This window comes from Crocosphaera sp. XPORK-15E (assembly GCF_034931425.1).
Taxonomy (GTDB): Bacteria; Cyanobacteriota; Cyanobacteriia; order Cyanobacteriales; family Microcystaceae; genus UHCC-0190.
Genome location: NZ_JAYGHQ010000020.1, coordinates 1 through 21,534, shown reverse-complemented (window position 1 = coordinate 21,534; position 21,534 = coordinate 1). Strand labels below are relative to the sequence as shown.

At 35.7% G+C, this 21,534-nt stretch carries 23 protein-coding genes; 11 read left to right on the top strand and 12 right to left on the bottom strand.

What is annotated here, in order from left to right:
- Positions 1–11: 11 nt before the first annotated feature.
- The 6 genes from VB691_RS20770 to VB691_RS20745 all read right to left on the bottom strand — a co-directional run bounded on the left by VB691_RS20770 (position 12) and on the right by VB691_RS20745 (position 6,467).
- Positions 12–1,079 (bottom strand): PstS family phosphate ABC transporter substrate-binding protein, encoded by a 1,068-nt coding sequence (locus VB691_RS20770; protein WP_323293438.1) that lies wholly within the window; start codon positions 1,077–1,079, stop codon positions 12–14.
- A 50-nt stretch (positions 1,080–1,129) separates the two neighbouring features.
- Positions 1,130–2,026 (bottom strand): phosphatidate cytidylyltransferase, encoded by an 897-nt coding sequence (locus VB691_RS20765; RefSeq protein ID WP_323293437.1) that lies wholly within the window; start codon positions 2,024–2,026, stop codon positions 1,130–1,132.
- A 140-nt stretch (positions 2,027–2,166) separates the two neighbouring features.
- Positions 2,167–2,757 (bottom strand): precorrin-6Y C5,15-methyltransferase subunit CbiT, encoded by a 591-nt coding sequence (gene cbiT, locus VB691_RS20760; RefSeq protein WP_323293496.1) that lies wholly within the window; start codon positions 2,755–2,757, stop codon positions 2,167–2,169.
- 89 nt (positions 2,758–2,846) lie between these two features.
- Positions 2,847–3,710: a sulfotransferase domain-containing protein gene (locus VB691_RS20755; RefSeq protein ID WP_323293436.1), complete on the bottom strand. Its 864-nt coding sequence runs from the start codon at positions 3,708–3,710 to the stop codon at positions 2,847–2,849.
- Positions 3,711–3,759: 49 nt separating this feature from the next.
- A complete protein-coding gene (gene fusA / locus VB691_RS20750) occupies positions 3,760–5,805 on the bottom strand; it encodes an elongation factor G (RefSeq protein ID WP_323293435.1) in 2,046 nt (681 codons plus the stop codon).
- 119 nt (positions 5,806–5,924) lie between these two features.
- The gene (locus VB691_RS20745; RefSeq protein WP_323293434.1) at positions 5,925–6,467 is read right to left on the bottom strand and encodes a Uma2 family endonuclease; all 543 of its coding nucleotides are present in this window, start codon (positions 6,465–6,467) and stop codon (positions 5,925–5,927) included.
- Positions 6,468–6,570: 103 nt separating this feature from the next.
- On the opposite strand from VB691_RS20745, the gene VB691_RS20740 reads away from it, so the two are divergent.
- Together VB691_RS20740 and VB691_RS20735 are read left to right on the top strand one after the other, a co-directional pair.
- Complete coding sequence (locus tag VB691_RS20740) at positions 6,571–7,362, top strand: pentapeptide repeat-containing protein (RefSeq protein WP_323293433.1); 792 nt, start codon at positions 6,571–6,573, stop codon at positions 7,360–7,362.
- A 119-nt stretch (positions 7,363–7,481) separates the two neighbouring features.
- Entirely contained in the window at positions 7,482–8,156 is a 675-nt protein-coding gene (locus VB691_RS20735) for a PD-(D/E)XK nuclease family protein (protein ID WP_323293432.1), read from the top strand.
- A gap of 68 nt (positions 8,157–8,224) precedes the next feature.
- Here VB691_RS20735 and VB691_RS20730 read toward each other — a convergent pair whose 3' ends face one another.
- Positions 8,225–8,497 carry a hypothetical protein gene (locus tag VB691_RS20730; RefSeq protein WP_323293431.1) on the bottom strand — a complete coding sequence of 91 codons (273 nt, stop codon included), beginning with the start codon at positions 8,495–8,497 and terminating at the stop codon, positions 8,225–8,227.
- A gap of 273 nt (positions 8,498–8,770) precedes the next feature.
- Between VB691_RS20730 and psbD the strand changes: the two genes are divergently transcribed.
- The 3 genes from psbD to VB691_RS20715 all read left to right on the top strand — a co-directional run bounded on the left by psbD (position 8,771) and on the right by VB691_RS20715 (position 11,096).
- The gene (gene psbD, locus VB691_RS20725) at positions 8,771–9,826 is read left to right on the top strand and encodes a photosystem II D2 protein (photosystem q(a) protein) (protein ID WP_323289771.1); all 1,056 of its coding nucleotides are present in this window, start codon (positions 8,771–8,773) and stop codon (positions 9,824–9,826) included.
- Positions 9,827–9,951: 125 nt separating this feature from the next.
- On the top strand, positions 9,952–10,695 hold the full coding sequence (locus tag VB691_RS20720; protein ID WP_323293430.1) for a DUF2993 domain-containing protein: 744 nt from the start codon (positions 9,952–9,954) through the stop codon (positions 10,693–10,695).
- A 2-nt stretch (positions 10,696–10,697) separates the two neighbouring features.
- Positions 10,698–11,096: a DUF2809 domain-containing protein gene (locus VB691_RS20715; RefSeq protein ID WP_323293429.1), complete on the top strand. Its 399-nt coding sequence runs from the start codon at positions 10,698–10,700 to the stop codon at positions 11,094–11,096.
- Here VB691_RS20715 and VB691_RS20710 read toward each other — a convergent pair.
- The gene (locus VB691_RS20710) at positions 11,067–12,233 is read right to left on the bottom strand and encodes an FAD-dependent oxidoreductase (RefSeq protein ID WP_323293428.1); all 1,167 of its coding nucleotides are present in this window, start codon (positions 12,231–12,233) and stop codon (positions 11,067–11,069) included. The genes VB691_RS20715 and VB691_RS20710 overlap by 30 nt on opposite strands.
- A gap of 73 nt (positions 12,234–12,306) precedes the next feature.
- Here VB691_RS20710 and trmH point away from each other — a divergent pair, with 73 nt between their 5' ends.
- Complete coding sequence (gene trmH, locus VB691_RS20705; RefSeq protein WP_323293427.1) at positions 12,307–12,954, top strand: tRNA (guanosine(18)-2'-O)-methyltransferase TrmH; 648 nt, start codon at positions 12,307–12,309, stop codon at positions 12,952–12,954.
- A gap of 79 nt (positions 12,955–13,033) precedes the next feature.
- Here trmH and VB691_RS20700 read toward each other — a convergent pair whose 3' ends face one another.
- The 4 genes from VB691_RS20700 to VB691_RS20685 all read right to left on the bottom strand — a co-directional run bounded on the left by VB691_RS20700 (position 13,034) and on the right by VB691_RS20685 (position 17,634).
- Positions 13,034–14,083: a leucine-rich repeat domain-containing protein gene (locus VB691_RS20700; protein WP_323293426.1), complete on the bottom strand. Its 1,050-nt coding sequence runs from the start codon at positions 14,081–14,083 to the stop codon at positions 13,034–13,036.
- 167 nt (positions 14,084–14,250) lie between these two features.
- Complete coding sequence (locus tag VB691_RS20695) at positions 14,251–15,615, bottom strand: mechanosensitive ion channel family protein (RefSeq protein WP_323293425.1); 1,365 nt, start codon at positions 15,613–15,615, stop codon at positions 14,251–14,253.
- 15 nt (positions 15,616–15,630) lie between these two features.
- Entirely contained in the window at positions 15,631–16,881 is a 1,251-nt protein-coding gene (locus VB691_RS20690) for a sugar ABC transporter substrate-binding protein (protein WP_323293424.1), read from the bottom strand.
- Positions 16,882–16,884: 3 nt separating this feature from the next.
- Entirely contained in the window at positions 16,885–17,634 is a 750-nt protein-coding gene (locus VB691_RS20685) for a biotin/lipoate A/B protein ligase family protein (protein WP_323293423.1), read from the bottom strand.
- A gap of 96 nt (positions 17,635–17,730) precedes the next feature.
- Here VB691_RS20685 and VB691_RS20680 point away from each other — a divergent pair, with 96 nt between their 5' ends.
- The 5 genes from VB691_RS20680 to VB691_RS20660 all read left to right on the top strand — a co-directional run bounded on the left by VB691_RS20680 (position 17,731) and on the right by VB691_RS20660 (position 21,388).
- Complete coding sequence (locus VB691_RS20680) at positions 17,731–18,156, top strand: DUF29 domain-containing protein (protein WP_323293422.1); 426 nt, start codon at positions 17,731–17,733, stop codon at positions 18,154–18,156.
- 22 nt (positions 18,157–18,178) lie between these two features.
- Positions 18,179–18,475 carry a hypothetical protein gene (locus tag VB691_RS20675; protein ID WP_323293421.1) on the top strand — a complete coding sequence of 99 codons (297 nt, stop codon included), beginning with the start codon at positions 18,179–18,181 and terminating at the stop codon, positions 18,473–18,475.
- A gap of 60 nt (positions 18,476–18,535) precedes the next feature.
- A complete protein-coding gene (trmFO, locus tag VB691_RS20670) occupies positions 18,536–19,915 on the top strand; it encodes an FADH(2)-oxidizing methylenetetrahydrofolate--tRNA-(uracil(54)-C(5))-methyltransferase TrmFO (protein ID WP_323293420.1) in 1,380 nt (459 codons plus the stop codon).
- Between the two features lie 68 nt (positions 19,916–19,983).
- The gene (locus VB691_RS20665) at positions 19,984–20,568 is read left to right on the top strand and encodes a Uma2 family endonuclease (RefSeq protein ID WP_323293419.1); all 585 of its coding nucleotides are present in this window, start codon (positions 19,984–19,986) and stop codon (positions 20,566–20,568) included.
- Positions 20,569–20,605: 37 nt separating this feature from the next.
- On the top strand, positions 20,606–21,388 hold the full coding sequence (locus VB691_RS20660) for a DUF4058 family protein (protein ID WP_323293418.1): 783 nt from the start codon (positions 20,606–20,608) through the stop codon (positions 21,386–21,388).
- Positions 21,389–21,534 lie beyond the last annotated feature (146 nt).

Here is a 21,534-nt window from a genome sequence, read left to right as displayed (position 1 = left end):
GATACTTTATTTTAGCGAATAGGGATAAATCCTGATTGCTTAATTAAAGTTTGTCCTTGATTTGTTAACATTAATTCTGCGTAAGTTAAACCAGCTTTTTCATCATCTTCACCATTTTCTTTAACAATAACAAATAATCTTCTTGTCAGGGGATATTCCCCGCTTTGAAATCCTGACTGATTAAGTTGATTTCGCAATTTAGGGCATTGTGACAAAGGGACAAATGGCGATTGATAGGGAGGGATTAATTGATCGGTTTTAACGCCAATAGGAAGGGTTTTAATGCTACACTGAGGAACTACTTCAGGGGCAGAAGCATAGTAAATTCCCCCTAAATTATCGGCAACTTTTCGTAATGCTTGAGTTGTCGTATCAATATACTCAATATTTGCTCCAAATTCTTGTTCATTCATAACATTTTCAATAAAAAAATCTACGGTTCCTCCTGCTTCTTTTCTGCGAGAATAAGGGATAATAGGAATATTTTCTCCACCTACTTCACTCCAATTTCTTATTTTTCCTACATAAATATCTTGAAGTTGAGATATAGTTAAGCCAGTGGTTTTTTGATTCGGATTAACAGCAATAGCTATTCCATCAATAGCAACAGGAATTTCTTTGAGATTAAAGCCCTTATTTTTAGCTTCTTGATATTCTTCAGATTTCAATGAACGAGAAGACTGGGAGAAAGCTAATTGACCATTTAATAACATTTTAATCCCCGTTCCTGACCCCGCATTACCATTAATTGGATCTGTATAACGTAGACGAAAATTCGGATAAACTGATTGAATAACTGAATCTACTTGTTGACGAATTGGGGCCCAAGTTGTGCTACCTCCATAGTTAAATAATCCTGATGGTACATTATTAACTTGACGAAAGAAATCTTTCGGTGTTCCTGATGTTTTATCCTCGGAATTATTTTGATTAACTTGTGAATCAGATGGTTGAGAATCTTTATTTTGAGAAAATTGCCAGATTCCAAAATAATTGATTCCCCAAAAAGCCCCTCCTAAAACTATTGATGTCATGAGGAGAGATAATAAAAGAATTTGTGTATCTTTTTTGTTATTCATTATCATTAGCAATCCTAAATCAAAAGAGGACTGCTATAAGTTAACATTTTTTACTGTAATAGGGGTAAAAATAAAGTAACAAAATAGTACACTAAAGGGGCAGTAAATACATAACTATCCGTTCTATCTAAAATGCCTCCATGACCAGGAATTAACTGTCCTGAATCTTTTACACCTGCATCTCGTTTCATCATGGACTCGGTTAAATCACCCAATAAACTAACAATACCAATTAATACCCCTAATAACATTCCTGTCATATACCAATAGGGCCATTCTAAATACCAAGCCCCTAATTCAGCAATTAAAATACTTCCTAACAATCCAAAAATTGCCCCTTCCACAGTCTTTTTCGGACTAATATCTGATAAGCGAGTTTTACCCAACCATTTACCCATAATATAAGCCCCAATATCGGCGGCCCAAATACACCCAAAAGCCAAAAAAGTTACAGTTAAAGCAGGGGGAAATAATTTAGGTTCTACCCAAGATTCTGGCCAATATCCCATCAAGGATAAGTTACTAAAATTACTGCTGGCAATATCAACTGTGGGGACACTTTGAGCAAGTCCTACCCGTAATCTTACCCAATAACTCGGTAAATATCCACCATAAAATAACCCTAAAATTGAGGTAGAAATATCAGCAATGGTAGCTAATTTTGGTTGAAAAAGTAGATAAAAGCAAATTAAGGCCCCAGTTAAGGGAAATAAAGCATCTGTCAAATGGGGGGCGATCGCAGCTATTACTAATAATAACTGAGACACGACTAAGGTTGTTTTGGCGGCGGGGGCAATACCCTTGGCCCTGACTAATTGAAAATATTCTAATTGCCCTAAGAAGACGATAATACAGAGTCCTAGGGTAAAATACCATCCCCCAATAATCAGCATTCCGAGGGCTAGGGCAATGGCAATAATTGTAGTGATAATTCGAGTCCAGGGCATAAGCGAGGATAAGATAGGGTGAGGAAAAGGGGGAAGATATGTTAAGAATTCCTTATAAAAGGTTAACAAGTTCCGCTATTTCAATTGTATAAAATTCCTGGAATTCCTGGTAGTTGCCCCTTCGTCTATGGTACAAAACGTTAAAATTTTTCTCCACTGAGAATAAAAATGGGATCGACAGCAGCTAAGGTTTGATGCACCCCTCTGGTTTCTAAACGGTTCACCCCTGCTTGAACAACCTCTATATTACGGGCTTGTAGTGCCGCGAAGCCCTCTGAAATGAGATAAAGGGTTTCTAAGTTGGCCGCCGTGGCCACCAGCCTTCCTTCGGGCTTTAAACGTTGCCAGACTTGGGTTATGATATCTTTGATGGGGCTACCGCCTTCGATACAGACGCGATCGGGTTGGGGTTGTAGTTCACTGAGACAGTCGGGGGCGTTGCCTTCAAAAATCGTTACATTATTGACCCCAAAGCGATCGCAGTTACGACGAATTAATTTAGCTACATCTTCATCTCTTTCTACCGCAATAATAGTATTTTCGGGACATAATAAGCCAATTTCGACGGGAATGGTTCCGGTTCCTGCCCCGATATCCCACACTACTGAGTCTTTTGTTAATCTTAGAGCAGAAATGAGCAGTAAGCGCACTTCTCGTTTACTGAGGGGAATACCTGGTAAACGTTCAAAGAGGTTGTCAGGAATACCAGGGGTTTTGTAGGGCCAAAGCATAGTGATCATAAGACTAATTTTTCTTTCCTATTTTCTCTTAAATGTTGTTGATTGTTTCTTGAATTTTATATGTTATTAAGTTTCGGAGATTAGGATCTGATAATATTTCCGTTCCATAATGTTTCTAAATCGGTTCCAGCCGTCCTAATCATAAACTTTTCTGTTAATCTTTGTTGTTGTTCGGGTGAAAAATAATTTTTCCAGTCCCCGACTTGTCCTTTACGAATAAATGGGGGCATATTTTCGGGGCGTTTACTTGACCAACGTTGTTGCTCTTTTTTCATGTTTTCTAAACTACTGTTAATGATAATTTTGTTGAGAATTTGCTCATTTTTAATTCTATCTATATAGGGTTCTCCTAAAAAATGGATTATTTTTATAATAGCCTTTTTGGAATCTATTTTCATGTTTTCGTAGGTTAAAAATAAAACATTATGATCATTTTTGTTTTCATACCAAAGAACTAAATTATCAAAATAATCGCCAAAGTCTACTTCTCCATTAATAAAACATTCAAAAAATTCATCAAACGTCCCTTCTGCAAAGTCATAATGTTTAATAAAGCCTCTGGTATGATGATAAAATGAAACGGCACAATCAAAAGGGTTTCGTGCTACATAAATATATTTTGCGTCTGGATGATAAGGGGTTAAATTATAAGGTAAATGGGTTTTAATTATTCTAGGTTTAGGTAATATTTCAATCTTTTCTTTGCCAACTTCTTCTAAATGGGGAATATCATCTTCTATTTTTTTTGATGCTGATAAAGGTTCCCCATTATGTTGAATTAACCAGACAATATATTGTGTCCAAGTGGTTCCACATTTGGGATAAGTTACTATAAAAATGTCTGAGGGTTGCGCTTGATAATTCAGTGCTGAGGTAAACCCTTCTACGGGAAATCCCATGGGCATCCGAAATCCATTATGATAGTGATAGCTAGGTTTTTTCATGTCTTGTTTATTCTGTTTATTGGTGGAGTTAATTCATGAATTGACCCTACTATTGAATTTCAGTTAATAAATTATTAGGTAAAGGATGATAATCAGTTAATTCCATAGAAAAAGTAGCCATTCCTTGAGATAATGAGCGTAATTCTGTAGCATAACCTAACATTTCTGATAAGGGAACTTCTGCTTTAATCACTGTATAATTATCTCTGGTTTCGGACTCTAATAACAAGGCGCGACGGGATAATAATTTACTTTGTATTTGTCCCACAAATTGATCGGGTGTTTCAATTTCTAATAACATCATCGGTTCTAATAATGTTGGGTTTGCTTGGAAAAATCCTTGTTCAAATCCTTCTTTTGCTGCTAAACGGAATGCCATTTCTGAGGAGTCACGGGAGTTAAATTCACCGCTTTCTAAGATAACTTTTACTCCTACAATGGGATATCCTTTTAAATATCCGTTAGTCATAGCATCTTTAAACCCTTGTTCACAAGCAGGAATAAATTGATTAGGAATTGTATGATCATTGATATTATTCTCAAAGATAAATGGTTCTTTACAAGGTTCTAACCGTCCTTCAATTTTAGCATAAAAATGTATTTTTCCGATTTCTTTGTTAAGAGTATAATCAAAATTTGCCCCTTGAGTAATGGTTTCTCTGTAAGCAACTGCAGGGGTTCCTACATAGACATCAGCCTTATATTCTCGTCTCATTCTTTCTAGATAAATTTCTAAATGTAATTCCCCCATTCCTGAGATTAAAATATTGTTTGATTCGGGATCATTCTTAACTTTAAACGTCGGATCTTCATCAGAAAAGCGATGTAATGCTTTAGTTATTTTTTCTTCGTCTTGTTTGTTTTTTGGGGTAATTGATAGGGTAATAACAGGTTCGGGAACTTGAATTCCTTCTAAAGAAAGATTAGTATTGATAGAGGAAAGTGTGTCTCCTGATGCACAATTTACCCCCATTAATCCGATAATTTCTCCCACAGATGCACTGTCTAATTCTTGTCTTTTATTAACTTCAATTCTCACTAAACGAGTCACCCTGACATTCTTTTTTGTTCGAGGGTTATAGAGGTGATCTCCTTTATTTATGGTTCCTGAATAGAGACGAGTATAGGTTAATTGTCCATAGTCATCTTCAATCAGTTTAAAGGCTAATGCAACCACATTGCCATCTAATTCAGGATTGATTTTAATCGGTTTATTCGTATTGATATCAGTAGCGGTTATTGTGTCTCTTTCAAAGGGAGAAGGTAGATAATAATTGACAGCATCTAATAAGTCTTGTATCCCTTTATTTTTTAAAGCTGTTCCTAATAATACGGGAGTTAATTCTAAGTTTAATGTTCCCTGACGAATTACATCAATAATCATTTCTTTTGAGATATCTTCCCCTAATAATAATTTTTCGGTCATCTCATCTGATAAAAGGGAAAGACTATCTAATAATTGTTCTCTTGCTTGTTGTGCTTCTATTTGTAATTCTTCAGGAATAGGTTGACTAATTTTTGTTTCGCCATGTTCCCCTTCATAAGTATAAGCAACCATCTCAATTAAATCAATTATACCCTTAAATTTTTCTTCTTTTCCAATGGGATATTGTAATAAAATTGGGTTTAAATTTAACTTGTCTTTTAGAGCTTTTATAACCCGAAAAGGGTTGGCACCAACTCGATCTAATTTGTTAATAAAAGCAATACGAGGAATCCCATAACGTTTCATTTGACGGTCTACAGTGTAAGATTGAGATTGAACTCCTCCTACTCCACAAAGTACCATAATTCCCCCATCTAAAACCCTTAGTGATCGCTCAACTTCAATGGTAAAATCAACATGACCAGGGGTATCAATTAAGTTTATTTGAGTATCGTTCCAAAAGCAAGTAATGGCAGCAGATGTAATTGTAATTCCTTTCTCTTTTTCTAGTTCCATATAATCCATCGTTGCGCCTTCTTCATCCCCTTTTACTTCATGAATTTGATGAATTTTTCCTGTGTAGAAAAGGATACGTTCAGAAATGGTAGTTTTTCCAGCATCAATGTGAGCAGAAATTCCAATATTGCGGAGTTTTTGATTAGGAGACATAAGCGTTTATTGGCTATTTATAAATGATTAAAGATGGATAATTGAACAAATTAATAAGGACTTATTAACAGACTCTATCTGTAGGGGCAATTCATGAATCACAACTACTTTGGTGCTTATTACCCTAATAATTTGTTAACAGAAATTTCCAGATTTGGAAAGGCTACAGGAGAAATAATACCCTTAGTATAGTCTTGCTTTATTTGGTAATCTTTGTCTTGGGGACTTTGAAACACTTTGAGAATTTTTGAAGGGAGATCAATTACCCAATATTCCCTGATCTTTGCCTGAGCATAAATATTTTTTTTGACACCCAAATCTTTTGCTAAAGTGCTATCAGAAACCTCAATTAACCAATAAATATCTTCAGCATAAGGATGATGATTCAGGTATAATGTATAAGGAGAACGAACCACTGCAATATCTGGTTCTGGTTCCGAGTCGGTTAGGGTAATAGGATGAGCTTCACTAATAACTGCTTGTGCGCCTAAAATTGACCGAAGATAGTCAGCTACACTATGATTAATATAACGATGAAAAGTGCCTTCTGGACTCATTTGTAGTATCTCTCCTGCAATTAATTCACAAGAGCGATCGCTTAATATTCCCGCTTCAATCATTTTATGGTAATCTTCCACTGACCATTTAATAAGTGTGTCCATAATTGCTATCAACTCATTTTACTTTTTATGTTAACAAATTTAGGGAATATTGCCATTCTTTGCTAAACTAGGAATCAGGGGAATTAAGGGGTATATTAAAATTATGGCAAATCGAGAACATTTAGCACTGTTAGAAAAAGAGATAAATTGGTTAACATGGCGACAAGATAACCCAAAAGTTACACCAGATTTAAGAGACATTGACTTAACAGGAAAGAATTTACAAGAAGCCTATTTATTTGGAGTAAATTTAAGAGGATCACATCTTCAAGAAGCTATCTTAAATCACGCTAACCTAGAAAATGCTGACCTTTCTCAAGTAAATTTAAGTGAAGCAAATCTCAATTATGCCAACCTACAAAATGCCAATTTAATTGGTGCAAATTTACGTCAAGCAAGCCTCAATTATGCAAATTTATCTCAAGCGAATTTAATTGGAACATCCCTACGAAATACCCAAATTAAAGGGGCTGATTTTAGTCGCGCTCAACTTAATCGTACCAATTTAAGTGAAGCTTTGGGACAAAATGCAAACTTTTGTGAAGCAGATTTGAGTCAAGGAATCTTATATGAAGCAGAATTACAAGGAGCCTATTTTTATCGTGCGAATTTATCACAAGCTCAACTCATTCAAGCCCATTTATGTCAAGCTTATTTATTCAGAGCTAATTTAACAGAAATTAAAGGCGATCACTGCGATTTAAGATGGTCTAATTTAACCCAAGCTAACTTACAAGGGGCGAATTTATCAGGAGCAAATCTCACAGAAGCTAATTTAAGTTATGCAGATTTAAGAGGAGCTAATTTACAAGGAGCTAACCTGCGGGGTGCAATTTTAATCGGTACGAATTTAGATAAATATAGTTCTTCAGGACATATTATACAAAAATGTTAGTTAATGTTCCATTAAAGTAAGCTAGGCCGAGGGAGCAAGGTCCTTACGCCCCTACAAGCGGACAAATTCCTAGGAATTTCGTTGATTTTAGTTATAATTGAAGAAAAAAAAATATCCTAATGACAGAACCCGATATTAAAGCCATTATTCAAGAAGAACTTCCGAAAATTTTACAAGATCGGGAGATGAGAGATTTTGTTTTGCGGACAGTTAATGATTTTTATGCTGGAAAACAGGAAACAGAAAGCCGTTTTGACCAAATACTAGCAGAACTACGCCAAGATCGAGAAGAACAAAGACGCAAATGGGATGAACAAAATCGTAAATGGGATGAAAATAACCAAAGATGGGAAGAAACTCAAAATGAAATTAAGGCCATGAACCGCAAACATGACAGTACCATTGGCGCATTAGGTGCAAGATGGGGCATTTATTCAGAAGGTAGTTTTCGCAATGCCCTACAAGGTATTTTAAAAGATTCTTTTGGGGTTGAAGTAGTTAATGTTATTGAATATGATGACCAAGGGGAAGTATTTGGCCGGCCTGATCAAATTGAACTTGATTTACTCATTAAAAATGGACTTTTGATCATTTGCGAAATTAAATCTTCTATGAGTAAACCAGATATTTATACCTTTGAAAAAAAAGTACAATTTTATCAAAATCGTCATCAACGCATTGCTAACCGAAAAATTGTCATTTCTCCAATGGTAAACCCCAGAGCATCTGAAATTGCCAGAGAATTAGGCATCGAGGTTTATAGTTATGCGGAAGATGTGCCGAATTTTTCTTAATTGTTCCGTTGATTTTACCCCTTTTTCCTGGCTAAAACGCATTTTAAATGCGTTTTAGCTTTCTCAGGTTATTCTGGTTCCACCATCGAAAAGAACCCAGGAACCCGTCCCGCAGCCGTAGATCCATCTTTCTGAGAAAGAATCACCGCACCAATCTGATCACTCATTACAGCGACCTTTTTTTCCGTTTGCTTCTCACAGGTTAATTCTAACAATTGGGGAGTCGGGGATTTCATTGCGCTCACAATTTGCTGATATAAAGCTTCTGCATCTTCAGTTTCCTTGCGCTGGACAGAAATGGGAATAGGAATGTACTTCAAGGCTAAATCAATACTGATCATGAATGCTCCTCGTAAAAAAAGGCTCTCCATCTAATTATCGGTTAAAACTTAGCACAACCCAGAATAGAGATGGCTTTCAGGGAATCTTTATATTTTGTTAAGGTTTGGGGTGGAAAACTCGGACAGTTTACATTAATATGGTATAAGTTAAGAAACGTAACAATTTCTCACATTTCGTCTAAGTATCTGCTTCATATTCTGAAGTTGAGGTATGCCGGACGATTTTAGAGAATTCTTAAACCTTGTCCTTATATTCATTTGGAGATTTGCGCCATGACCATTGCAGTCGGACGCGCCCCAGAGCGAGGATGGTTTGATGTCCTCGATGACTGGTTAAAGCGCGATCGCTTCGTATTCGTAGGTTGGTCTGGGTTACTACTGTTCCCCTGTGCCTACCTAGCTTTAGGAGGTTGGTTAACCGGAACCACCTTTGTCACCTCCTGGTACACCCACGGGTTAGCGAGTTCTTACCTAGAAGGTTGTAACTTCCTCACCGTTGCTGTGTCTTCTCCCGCTAACGCCTTCGGTCACTCCATTCTCTTTTTATGGGGCCCCGAAGCACAAGGAGACTTCACTCGCTGGTGTCAAATTGGCGGATTATGGCCCTTTGTCGCCCTACATGGTGCTTTTGGACTGATTGGCTTCATGTTACGTCAGTTTGAAATTTCCCGTTTAGTCGGCATTCGCCCTTATAACGCCATTGCTTTTTCTGGCCCCATTGCGGTATTCGTCAGCGTTTTCCTGATGTATCCTTTGGGACAGTCTAGCTGGTTCTTTGCTCCCAGTTTTGGAGTAGCTGGAATTTTCCGTTTCATCCTGTTCTTACAAGGGTTCCACAACTGGACACTAAACCCCTTCCACATGATGGGAGTGGCTGGTATCCTTGGTGGTGCGCTACTTTGTGCCATTCACGGTGCAACGGTAGAAAACACCCTGTTTGAAGATAGTGAGCAAGCCAATACTTTCCGCGCTTTTGAACCTACCCAAGCAGAAGAAACCTACTCCATGGTGACAGCAAACCGTTTCTGGTCACAGATTTTCGGTATTGCTTTCTCCAACAAACGTTGGTTGCACTTTTTCATGTTATTTGTGCCTGTAACGGGCTTATGGATGAGTTCTATCGGAATTGTCGGCTTAGCCCTAAACTTACGGGCTTATGACTTTGTTTCCCAAGAATTACGGGCAGCAGAAGATCCCGAATTTGAGACATTCTACACCAAGAATATCTTATTAAACGAAGGTCTAAGAGCTTGGATGGCTCCCCAAGACCAACCCCACCAGAACTTTATCTTCCCTGAAGAAGTTCTACCTCGTGGTAACGCTCTCTAAGGGAAAATTCGTGAGAAGGGTGGGTTATATCTCATCCTTCTTCGTTCATGTAAATTCCTTGACATTTGCCCCGTTTATGGGGTTTCTTTTTAGCTATTTTTATTATTCTAAACCTTGAGAGAATTATGTTTTTAAAGTTTGATAATTTGGGTGAAAAAACGATTAATAAAATTGCTGAAGTAGCTTTGTCAACTCAGTTAGAGCAGACAGAGAAATTAAGAGTTAATGTTAAGACAGACCCCAATTTATTGGCCCAAGGAATGTTAGAATCTTTAGCCATTGATTGTCAAGGATTGATTTTGGAAAACTCCCTAAGAATGGAGACAATAAATATTACCCTTAATACCATTGCGGTGAGTCCTTTTAAGGCATTGATGGGCAATATTCAATTAACCAAACCCAGCGAAGGCAAGGCTTGTATTCTGTTAACTGAAGTAGATATTACTATGTCATTTGCTGCGGAAATTTTGAGAAAAAATCCAAAAAACACCCAAGTTATCCTTGATAAAAAAGTTGTTATGGTACATCTTCAACAGGTTAATTGTAGGTTGTTAGAGACAGGAAAAATGCTGATTATAGCTAATGTTAAAGTTGAAAATACAGGAGAGTGTCGAGAAGTTAGCTTACAGATTACTCCCCGCATTTGTCAAGCAGGTAATGGTGTTATTATTGAAGACATTGAGTATTTTCAGGAACCTGAATTATCTTCTATTGTCTTGAATCCAATTTTAGAAGAAGCCAAAAATATTTTTAATCTTAAGAAGTTTAAAATTGAGGGGTTTTCTCTGAAAATTCAAGAAGTTAATATTACAAAAGGATCTTTAAAATTACAAGCTGAAGCAGGAATGACACATTTTCCCAATTCTTAATAATGAAATTCCTAACAGGAAAACCCTTATTAATTACTTTATCTATCTTGATAGTTATTCCCCTTGGTTTATATTCTAAATATTATCAGGGAATCGGCCATCAATGGGTTAATGATTATGGGGCAGCTATTTGGTATGAAATTTTTTGGTGTTTATTTGCTTTTTATTTCTTTTTTCAGGCAAAATTTATCAAAATAATTCCCATTTATGTATTTATTATTACTTGTTTATTAGAAATTTTACAACTTTGGAATCCCCCTTTACTTGTATTAATTCGTTCTCATATTCTGGGTAAATTATTACTTGGAACTACTTTTTCTTGGTGGGATTTTCCCCATTATTTGGTCGGATGTTTTTTGGGTTGGTTATGGTTAAAAAGAATCCGCAGTAATCACTGGTAATTTTTCATGATTTTCTGTTACCCAACTCGCAAAATGTCTTGCTAATGGTGGTACAAAAACAAGAGGGCTAGTAAATCCCGAAAATATATGTAATCCTTGAAAACCTTCAATTTGACCGACTAAAAAGTTAGAATCAGGGCAAAAAGCTACTAAACAATGATGTAATTTTCCTGGGATATTTTGTAAAGATGGGAGAATTTTTCCTACTGATTGACGAATTCTTTCTTCACTCCTATTTCTATCAATATTAGCCTGGGTATCAGGACAAATTTGGCTAATTTGTCCCAAAGAAAAACTACCATCCATAAATTGAATTGCCCCAGGTTCCATCGTATCAGCTATAATATTAGAACTGGGATGATTCCAACATGATTGTTGCTCAACATCCCTAGATTTTTCTTCTAACATTAGTCTTTGTAAGGCAGATGGCATAACTAAAGTACGAAGATGAATATCAAGAGGTGGGGTAACAATTGATTGAGAATGGGTGAAGTAAATATTAACATTAATACCTACGGTTTTAAGCAGAAGACGAGTTAATCCTCCGGCACAAACAACGGTATTTTTACTATAATGTTTTTCCGACAGAGTTTGAACTCCTGCAATCTTCTCTTTTTGCCCTAAAAATTGGGTAACTGTTTCATATTTAATCTCCCCACCTAATCTTAAGAATGCTTGTTGATAGGCATTATTTGTTTTTTGAGGGTTAATATGTCCATGGGGTAATTGAAGACAGCCAGACATGGCATTAGGATTAAGTAAAGGCTCTCTTTCACAAGCTTCTTGTGGGGTTAAAAGTTGGGGTTTGATAGCAAATTTTTGATAGGTTTTAGCAATAGTTTCCGGCGTATCTTCTGAGGAAATTACCAGCATCAAATCAACTTCACGAAATTCTGTATTTGCTGCTAATTCTTCTGATAAATTTTGCTGGATTTCTCGCCCTTCTTGACATAATTCACGAGATAAATTATCTGTTGCTGACCAATAGGAAAGCCCGCCATAACTCAAACGGGTGGCATTATTTAGATTTGGATCTTTTTCTAAGAGTAAAACCCTTAATCCTTTTTTGATTAACTCATAGCTTAGGGCGGAACCAGTAATGCCACCACCAATCACAATCCAATCGTAAGTTTTCATATATTTTTCTAAATTTATTACTTTATTTTACCATTATTTTGCTAAAATTTAGAAACCCTTAATTGAAAAAAAAGTGCTTCCTCGACGCTATCATCGCATCAAACAAGTCCTTGATCAACGACAACCAGATTTAACTGTCTTAACCGAAGATGTCCATAAATCTCATAATTTATCCGCCATTATTCGTACCTGTGATGCTGTAGGAATTTTAACGGTGCATACCCTGAATGTGATTGATGAATTGCCAGAGGTTTCTCTAGTAGCTAAAGGCAGTGATAAATGGATTTTTCTTGATTCTCATCCTGACATAAAAACGGCTATTACTCATCTCAAACAACAAAATTTAAAGATTTACGCGGCTCATTTTAGCGAGGAATCTGTAGACTATCGCCAAATCGATTATACTCAACCTACAGCCATTTTATTAGGGGCAGAAAAATGGGGAGTGAGTCAAGAAGCTGCTCAATTAGCCGATGGACATATTATTATTCCCATGTTAGGAATGGTGCAATCTTTGAATGTTTCTGTTGCTGCTGCGGTTATTTTATTTGAAGCACAGCGTCAAAGATTAGGGGCTAAAATGTATGATAATACTCGTCTTGCTCCTGAAACCTATCAGCGCATTTTATTTGAATGGAGTTATCCAGACATCGCGGCCAAGTATCAAGAAAAAGGTGAATGTTATCCCTCTTTAGGGGAAAATGGAGAGATTATTCAGTAGGGGCGGGTTTTTTACTGGAATTATGATTTTTAAATAAAAGTTATATAAACCCACCCTGCTGCCATTGTTAGTTAACCATTTAAAATTTACAAATTGAATCAGGGTTAATCGGACAAATTAAATTTTGCAGAGGATTATTAGAGAGGGTAAGATTGGTCAATTTTGTTAATAATGCTAGGGATGAAACATCAATGATTTGGTTATTACTCAGTTCAATATATGATAATTTACTGAGATAAGATAAGGGCGTAACATCACCAATTTTATTGTTGGATAAGTAAACTTTTTCTAAATTACTTAGACTTGACAAAGAAGTAATATCAGTAATGTTATTTTTATCAAGAATTAACAAAGAAAGTTGAGATAGTTTAGCAAGATAACTAATATTACTAATTTGATTATCAGGAATAATTAATGTTTTGAGATTTTCTAGTTTTCCTAGCTCATCAATCTTTTTAATCTTATTATTTATGAGAGAAAGTCCTGTTAATTTATCTAGAGAAGATAGGTCAGAAACTTGAGAAATTTTGTTATTATCAAGGATTAAAACTTGTAAATTACTTAAAGATGATAAAGGTTGAAGGTTGGCAATTTGATTAAAAGGTAGATAGAGACGAGTGAGACTATTTAAAGAGGAAAGCGGACTTAAATTTTTAACATTATTATTCCACATCCACAGGGTTTTTAATTTATCCATTTTCGATAAAGCTGTTAGGTTACTAATTTGATTATTAGATAACTCTAACTTCTCTAAATTAGTTAAAGAAGCGATGGGAGTGAGATCTGAGATTTGATTATCAGCTAAATATAATCCTGTTAATTGCTTAAAAGAAGATAATGGAGTTAAATCTTTAATTTCAGTTCCTGACAAATCTAAATTATCATTTTGAGATAAATAACGAGCAGCTTTTTCACAATCAGGTTGTTTAGAATTTTCCAGTAAAATTGAAACAGTATATTGTGAGTCTTCTGATAAATGAGCTTTGTTTAAACATAATTCTGTAAAAGCAGTAGTTGCATTGACAGACGTATAATTAAGCAGGGTTTCACTGATCATTAAGAAAAATAATAAACCGAACAAAAATTGAACAATACGAGAGGAAAGAATAACAGTTTTTAAACGTGACATTGAGACTATCCTAATAACTAAGAGATAAACAGAGTCATAATTAAAAATTCTGATGACTTAATTTTTAGGTAAGTTGCAACAGTATTTTTACCAGTTTAGCAGATAAATTTAGAAAAAGATCATAAATATTACGCAGTGATCTAGGTACTAAAATTTGTTGATCTTGATCACAATTTTGGAAAATCTAGAAACTCAGAATTATTTGTTTGAATACCATTACGAATATGTAAATCTCGCTGAGGATAAGGAATTTCAATATCATTTTCCTTAAAAGCTTGCCAGATCTCACAAATTAAATTACTGGTAACTTTTTTGCCGATTAAAGAATCATTGAGCCAAAATTTTAGTTCAAAATCAATACTAGAATCACCAAAATTAATCGCAAAAGCTACAGGATTTGGGATTTTTAAGATCGCAGAGTTATTATTAGCTACACTTAGTAAAATGTCGATAACTTTTTGAGGGTTACAATCATAATTTGCACCAACAATTACAGAGCGATAAACTAAATTATTGCTGCCGGTAAAAGTAGTAAAATTTTGAGTAAAAAAGAATTGATTGGGAATAATTTTTTCTGAATTATCTCGCAAAACTTGAACTGTTGTTGCTCTTACTCCTAGCTTTTTAACTTGACTCATTTCGTCATCAATGGCAATAATATCATCTGGTTTTAAAGCACCTTCAAATAATAACCAAATGCCACTAACAAAATTACTAATCACTTCTTTTAAACCAAAACCAATACCAACTGATAAACCCCCTGTAATGGCAGCAATAGCTGTAGCACTAACCCCAACATAACCAAAAATTATGACAATTCCTAGTCCGATTAAAAAGTAACGAAGCAGTAGATAAATTACTTGAGATATTCTTTTATCTTGACGAATTTCTGCGGTAAAAAAATAAATCAATAACTTTTCTAAAAGAGAACAACCAACAATCCAAAAATATAATCCCCCAACGATAACAAAAATGGCTTCTATGGTGATTGACTGGCCAAATAATTTAATAAACGAGACTTGTAAGATACTGTTTAAATCAGTAAAAAGATTAATAACCTGGGCAATAATCACAATGCAAAAAAACGGCGCAAAGAGATGATTATGATAGTATTGAACCGATGAGCGACTAAATGAAGCATATAAAGAAATCAAAAAAATACGATAGAAACAATAAAGCCACAAAAGGTTGATACTATCCTTTAAATATCCCCCAAACCATCCTTGTTGAACAAAAATAATGTGGAGCAAATTAACGATTATTAAACAAAGTAATGGTGTAAGAAGATAATAAAGCAAAGCTGCCCCAGATTGTTGCCAATAAATCCTTGTATCTTTTTCGCAAAATTTACTAAGTTCAGGGAATCGCTGACTAAATATACTCCATACCCAGTTAGAAAGTATCCACATAAGAATAATTGATATGGCGATTACCAACAGTTGTATTTGAACCGCAGGACGTTGTAAAATAATCGTAATTTTCAACAATTCTTGCCATAAATAACTGTCATCAAGGACAAAATTATCTCTCATAAATTACCACCAATACTATTGATTGAATTGAGCATTGACTTTTTTCGTAATTTCCAAAGCTGCCTCCTCAGCCGTAATTTCTCCCCCTAATACTTTATTATAAATAATATCACCATATTGTAAAAAAGCTTGATGTTTATCGATTTGATCGAGGGAAACTACCACCCCTGTTTTAGATTGTTCCACCAAAACTGCTTGCATCGGAAACAAACGAAAATCAACCGTAACATTTTTATTAACAGGAATCAAAAAAGGAACTGCTACCTGAACTCTTTGTTGGGATTGAGCATTGCTCAAAAACTGAGCAAGTTTTAAGGATAATTGATGTTGATTACCACTAGAAGCCCCATTAAAAATAAAGCCAACTGTCCATAAAGGAGGAGTTGCGGGCTGATTTTCTCTACCCGGTAATAAGGCAACCCCTAACTTATTATTTCCCAAAGCTTCTGTTAGATTAGGAAGCCAATCTGACGAACAAGTAATATAACTTAGTTTCTCTTCGACAAGGCTTTTTTGCAAAGTTTCTGTGTCCTCAATTAGAAAAAAATTAGGTTCATTTCTTGCATTTTTAAGCCATTCAATCCATTTTATCCAACCGGGATTTTTGGCTAAAATAATGTTCCCAGATTCATCAAATAGCTTGCCACCAAAAGCCCCTGCTCCCCAAAATGCCCCACGGAAACCAGAATGTAGTCCCACAGAATATCCTTTTCGGGCCTGACTAATTAAATCATCTAAAGTTGTTGGTGTTTCCTTTATTTTATCTTTGTTATAACAAAGAACTTGGGTCGTTAAATTAACAGGTAAAGCGTAAAGATAACTCTGATAACTCACTTGTTTTAGGGTTTCTGGCCGAAACTGCGATAAATCTAAATTATCTTGATCTAGACGTTTTAAGTATCCTGAGCGAATCAGTAACGGCAGTTGTTTTCTTAATAAAGAAACTGCAAAAAGATTAGGCCCTGCCCCTCTAGAAAGTTGTTGACTGAACTTCGATAAAGTTTCATCTGATGGGACAAATTCTATGACTATTTTAACCCTAGGATTCAGTTTCATGAATTCCTGAACACTATCCGTAACGATTGTTTGAAATTGTGTGCTTTGCTCTTTTGTGAGTCCCAAGGGAATTTCTACCCATTCTAAAATCTCTCCCTTAAGATTTGAACTTGACTGTTCAATTTCGCTTATTTCCTGGGGTTGACTACTACAACCATAAAGGAATAAAAGTATAATTAGAAGTATTTTCAGTAAACTTTTAAAAATCATGTTTTATGATTGTTCTTTGAAGTCTCTAATCAATGTTAACTCATCATTAGAAAGTGGTTTAGAAAAAAACTCAATATTAAAACACTGACAAGCAGCTTCTGTTAAAGTAGCGATCGCAGTTTCTAAAAAAGTTGGATCATCCAGACTACCGCTAAATTGAGGTTTAGGGGCAATTTCACTAAATACAGTCTTAAATAAGTTAGGATCGGTAGCTAATTGTATAGATCCTTGTTGCAAAATGCCTTTACCACTACATCGTAAGGCACTACCAATAAATTTATTACCCCAACTATCTACTAAGTCAGCATTCGTCGCTGTCCCGAAACAACTAGCATTATGAATATAACCCCGTCCTGCTTTACCATAAAATAAATCTAAACCAAAAGTCCGCCAACCTTGAATCAGAAACTCACAAAGATATTGATAGATTTCTGAGCGTTTCCCCTTAATATTACTCGTAATAATGCTATAACATAAATCTCCGCTATGTAGAACCCCTCTACCTCCTGTCGGACGACAAACTAAGTCAATGGGTTGATTTTGCCATTGTAAAGTGTCCCAGTGTGGGGGATAATTACGTTGTAGGGAACCGAGAGAAATGGCAACAGGATCAAAACGATAAAAGCGCAATGTTGGCGGATGATTTTCTTGTAGATGTTGTTGCAATAACCAAGCATCAATAGCCATTTGTAGCTTTCCAGAAGCCACCATTAAGGGAATAAAACGCCAAGAAATGGGATTATTGGTTGTCATAGAAAAATTAGGTTACAATTGATATACGTTATCAGTGTAGGGATGCTTATAATGAAATTATAAAATAGATAAAAAGTACAATAAGCAACAACCATCATGACAAATTACATTTCTGATTATTATACATGGACAAAAGAACAAGCAGAACTACTGAAATTAAAACGATTTGAACAAGTTGATTGGGAACATCTAATTGAGGAGATAGAAGAATTGGGAAATAGCCGTGAAAACGCCTTAGAAAGCTATTTAGAACGTCTTTTAGAACATCTGCTTAAATTGTCCTATTGGGAATCAGAAAAAGAATACTGTACCAGAGGTTGGAAAGCCGAAATTACAAATTTTAGAGTACAAATAAAAAAAATTATTCGCAAAAATCCCGCATTAAAGAATAAAATAGAAACAATTTGGACAGAAATTTATCCTGAGCGAATTTCTGTCATGAGTAAACTTTTTTCGATTCCTGATACTGACAACAATATTACCCTTGACAATGCCCTTTTAGACGATTGGTTTCCTGATTAAATAAAGATAATATTAAGCAAAAATGCACGTTATCAGTAAATTTGAGTTATTAGTTTTATTAATTGAAGCTTATGAACAACAATATTATCCGATGAATAAAACAAATCCTATCGCTACTTTAGAATCATTAATTTATGAATTTGATATTAATTATGAGAGTCTTATTTATATTTTTGGAGATATTAAGACCCTAGAAGCAATTATGACAGACAAACAAGAAATTAGTTCATCTCAAGCGGAGTCTTTGGCTGAGTTTTTTAATCATTTGAGTCCAAAACTCGCTTTAACTTCTCATAACTTTACTCAAATCAAAGTATAAGGTAGCTATACTAAAATAAAAGTATTCTAAGTCAACAAATAAGAAACTAGAACTTAATTAATGACATCTTCAACAACAAAAGTTCAAGTCATTGGTGGCGGTTTAGCCGGAACCGAAGCAGCGTGGCAAGTCGCCCAAGCTGGTATACCCGTGATATTACACGAAATGCGCCCCATTAGTACCAGTCCCGCCCATCATAGCGAAGAATTAGCAGAATTAGTCTGTAGCAACTCCTTTGGGGCTATGTCCAGCGATCGCGCTGCGGGTCTTCTCCATGAAGAATTACGCCGTCTTGGTTCCATTATAATCCAAACCGCAGATCAACACGCCGTCCCTGCTGGCGGTGCCTTAGCTGTCGATAGAGGCATTTTTAGCCATCAATTAACCGAAATCTTAGGTAATCATCCCCTCATTGAACTAAAACGCTCAGAAATCACCGAAATACCCACAGAAGGTATCGTCATTTTAGCCACTGGCCCCCTCACCACTCCCTCCCTAGCGGAAGACTTACAACGGTTCACAGGGATGGAATATATGAGCTTTTTTGACGCAGCAAGCCCTATAATCGTCGGAGAGTCCATCAATACAGACATCGCCTTTTTAGCCTCCCGTTACGATAAAGGAGATGCTGCCTATCTTAACTGTCCCCTCAACAAAGACCAATATCTACAGTTTCGGGAGGCATTATGTCAGGCAGAACAAGCCGAATTAAAGGATTTTGAGCGAGAAACCGCCAAATTTTTTGAAGGATGTCTCCCTATCGAGGAATTAGCTAAACGGGGAGAAGAAACCATGCGTTATGGCCCCCTGAAACCCGTTGGCCTCTTTGATGCACGTTTAGGGGACTTTCGGGAACCAGAAAACAAAGAAAAACGCCCCTACGCGGTGGTACAGCTACGCCAAGAAGATAAACAGGGGCAATTATGGAATATGGTCGGATTTCAGACTAATTTGAAATGGGGAGAGCAAAAAAGGGTATTTAGGCTGATTCCTGGCTTAGAAAACGCTGAATTTGTCCGTATGGGAGTAATGCACCGTAATACTTTCATTAATTCACCGCAGTTACTTGATCCTACTTTACAGTTTAAAACCCGTCCGACGCTTTTGGCCGCAGGTCAATTAATTGGTACAGAAGGCTATACCGCAGCAACCGCAGGGGGTTGGTTAGCGGGGACAAATGCAGCAAGATTAATATTAGGGTTAGAGACAGTAACTCTCCCTGAAAGTATGATGATGGGGGCGTTATTTGGGTTTATTAGTAGTGCATCTCCTAAACATTTTCAACCTATGCCCCCAAATTTTGGTATTTTACCGGAATTACCTGTGAGAATTCGCAATAAACGGGAAAGATACGGGAAATATCGTGATCGGGCTTTAGCTGATTTGAATGAATGGCAATTACAATTAAATTGTAAGCAAAACAATCTAGTTATTTTGTAATAAATTAAGGGCGAATACCATTCGCCCCTACAGGTTCAAAAATTCACTTTTTATCAGGAGATATTAACATGGTGGCAGCAAAAGAACATTATTACATGAGTCCAGAAGAATATCTAGAATGGGAGGAAAAACAACCGCTTAAATATGAATATATGGATGGGGAAGTTTACGCAATGACTGGGGGAACAATTCCTCATGCTGCTATTGCTTTAAACTTAGCTTCTATGCTTAAAAATCATCTCAGGGGGAAAGGATGTAAAATATTAATGTCTGATGCTAAAGTACAGGTATCAGAAAAAGGCCCCTATCATTATCCTGATGTTATCGTGAGTTGTGATGAACGGGATAAAAAAGCGATGAAATTTATTCAATATCCTTGTTTAATTGTTGAGGTTCTTTCACCCAGTACAGAAGGATTTGATCGAGGGAAAAAGTTTAGGAATTACCGTAAAATTGAAACATTAAAAGAGTATGTTTTAGTTAGTGCTGAACAGAAATTGATTGAGTATTTTCGTGTTAATGATAAAGGTATTTGGGAGTTATACAGTTTTGCTGAAAATGCTGAATTAAGATTAACTTCAGTTGATTTTAATTGTCCTGTTGAGTTTATTTATGAGGATGTTCTTTTAATAGATGAAACTGAAAATGAGTAAAGAATATATTCTGTAATTAATTAACCTGGAGATCATTATGCCTTCCCCTTTTCCTGGAATGAACCCCTATTTAGAAAGTCCTACACTGTGGTCACAAATTCATACTCATTTAATTGTAGCGATCGCAGAAAAAATGAATCCTATCCTACGTCCAAAATATCGTATGGCAATGGAACAAAGAGTATATACAGAAACAGACAATGGTAATGGTTTTGAGTTAGTTGGTATTCCCGATAATGTTGTTTTTACCCCTACTTCAAAAATAACTCCCTCCTTATCTTCTAATATTGCCATTGCACCACCAAAAGTTAAGTCTTTACCCATTATAATACCACAACCAGAAACAGTAAAAGAATGGTATTTAAAAGTAAAAGATGTGGAAACTAAACAAGTTATTACTGTGATTGAAATACTTTCACCCAAGAATAAGAAAGCAGGAGAAGGAAAAAATAAATATCTTAAAAAAAGAGAGCAAGTATTAATGAGTTTAACTCACTTAATTGAGATAGATTTATTAAGAAAGGGGGAAATAATGCCGATGAATATTAATGAAGACATGAAAACGGATTATCGTATTGTTATTAGTCGTAGTGATCACCGCCCTCATGCCGAATTATATGCTTTTAATTTAGCACAAGAAATTCCCTCAATTCCTTTACCTTTAAAACCAGAAGATCAAGAACCCTTGATTCCTTTACAAGAATTATTACATAATATTTATGAAAAAGGCAGTTATGATTTAGCGATTAATTACCAAAAACAACCTTCAATAGAATTATCTGAAGATGATCAAATTTGGGTTGATAACTTATTAAAATAACAAAAGTTCTTACTAGACAAAACATTATCAATATCTTTAGCAGCAGACCCTGTAAACATATGATAACAGAGAATACTTTACATCTTTTTTCAAACCTAAAAAGCCGTGAGCGAGAGTTAGCCACGTCCTTTTAAGGCGTGGCGGTG

What these genes read in the sequence shown, in the direction of transcription:
- VB691_RS20770 (WP_323293438.1), bottom strand. Translation starts at nt 1,079, where the DNA reads ATGAATAACAAAAAAGATACACAAATTCTTTTATTATCTCTCCTCATG.
- VB691_RS20765 (WP_323293437.1), bottom strand. Translation starts at nt 2,026, where the DNA reads ATGCCCTGGACTCGAATTATCACTACAATTATTGCCATTGCCCTAGCC.
- cbiT (WP_323293496.1), bottom strand. Translation starts at nt 2,757, where the DNA reads ATGCTTTGGCCCTACAAAACCCCTGGTATTCCTGACAACCTCTTTGAA.
- VB691_RS20755 (WP_323293436.1), bottom strand. Translation starts at nt 3,710, where the DNA reads ATGAAAAAACCTAGCTATCACTATCATAATGGATTTCGGATGCCCATG.
- fusA (WP_323293435.1), bottom strand. Translation starts at nt 5,805, where the DNA reads ATGTCTCCTAATCAAAAACTCCGCAATATTGGAATTTCTGCTCACATT.
- VB691_RS20745 (WP_323293434.1), bottom strand. Translation starts at nt 6,467, where the DNA reads ATGGACACACTTATTAAATGGTCAGTGGAAGATTACCATAAAATGATT.
- VB691_RS20740 (WP_323293433.1), top strand. Translation starts at nt 6,571, where the DNA reads ATGGCAAATCGAGAACATTTAGCACTGTTAGAAAAAGAGATAAATTGG.
- VB691_RS20735 (WP_323293432.1), top strand. Translation starts at nt 7,482, where the DNA reads ATGACAGAACCCGATATTAAAGCCATTATTCAAGAAGAACTTCCGAAA.
- VB691_RS20730 (WP_323293431.1), bottom strand. Translation starts at nt 8,497, where the DNA reads ATGATCAGTATTGATTTAGCCTTGAAGTACATTCCTATTCCCATTTCT.
- psbD (WP_323289771.1), top strand. Translation starts at nt 8,771, where the DNA reads ATGACCATTGCAGTCGGACGCGCCCCAGAGCGAGGATGGTTTGATGTC.
- VB691_RS20720 (WP_323293430.1), top strand. Translation starts at nt 9,952, where the DNA reads ATGTTTTTAAAGTTTGATAATTTGGGTGAAAAAACGATTAATAAAATT.
- VB691_RS20715 (WP_323293429.1), top strand. Translation starts at nt 10,698, where the DNA reads ATGAAATTCCTAACAGGAAAACCCTTATTAATTACTTTATCTATCTTG.
- VB691_RS20710 (WP_323293428.1), bottom strand. Translation starts at nt 12,233, where the DNA reads ATGAAAACTTACGATTGGATTGTGATTGGTGGTGGCATTACTGGTTCC.
- VB691_RS20700 (WP_323293426.1), bottom strand. Translation starts at nt 14,083, where the DNA reads ATGTCACGTTTAAAAACTGTTATTCTTTCCTCTCGTATTGTTCAATTT.
- VB691_RS20695 (WP_323293425.1), bottom strand. Translation starts at nt 15,615, where the DNA reads ATGAGAGATAATTTTGTCCTTGATGACAGTTATTTATGGCAAGAATTG.
- VB691_RS20690 (WP_323293424.1), bottom strand. Translation starts at nt 16,881, where the DNA reads ATGATTTTTAAAAGTTTACTGAAAATACTTCTAATTATACTTTTATTC.
- VB691_RS20685 (WP_323293423.1), bottom strand. Translation starts at nt 17,634, where the DNA reads ATGACAACCAATAATCCCATTTCTTGGCGTTTTATTCCCTTAATGGTG.
- VB691_RS20680 (WP_323293422.1), top strand. Translation starts at nt 17,731, where the DNA reads ATGACAAATTACATTTCTGATTATTATACATGGACAAAAGAACAAGCA.
- VB691_RS20675 (WP_323293421.1), top strand. Translation starts at nt 18,179, where the DNA reads ATGCACGTTATCAGTAAATTTGAGTTATTAGTTTTATTAATTGAAGCT.
- trmFO (WP_323293420.1), top strand. Translation starts at nt 18,536, where the DNA reads ATGACATCTTCAACAACAAAAGTTCAAGTCATTGGTGGCGGTTTAGCC.
- VB691_RS20665 (WP_323293419.1), top strand. Translation starts at nt 19,984, where the DNA reads ATGGTGGCAGCAAAAGAACATTATTACATGAGTCCAGAAGAATATCTA.
- VB691_RS20660 (WP_323293418.1), top strand. Translation starts at nt 20,606, where the DNA reads ATGCCTTCCCCTTTTCCTGGAATGAACCCCTATTTAGAAAGTCCTACA.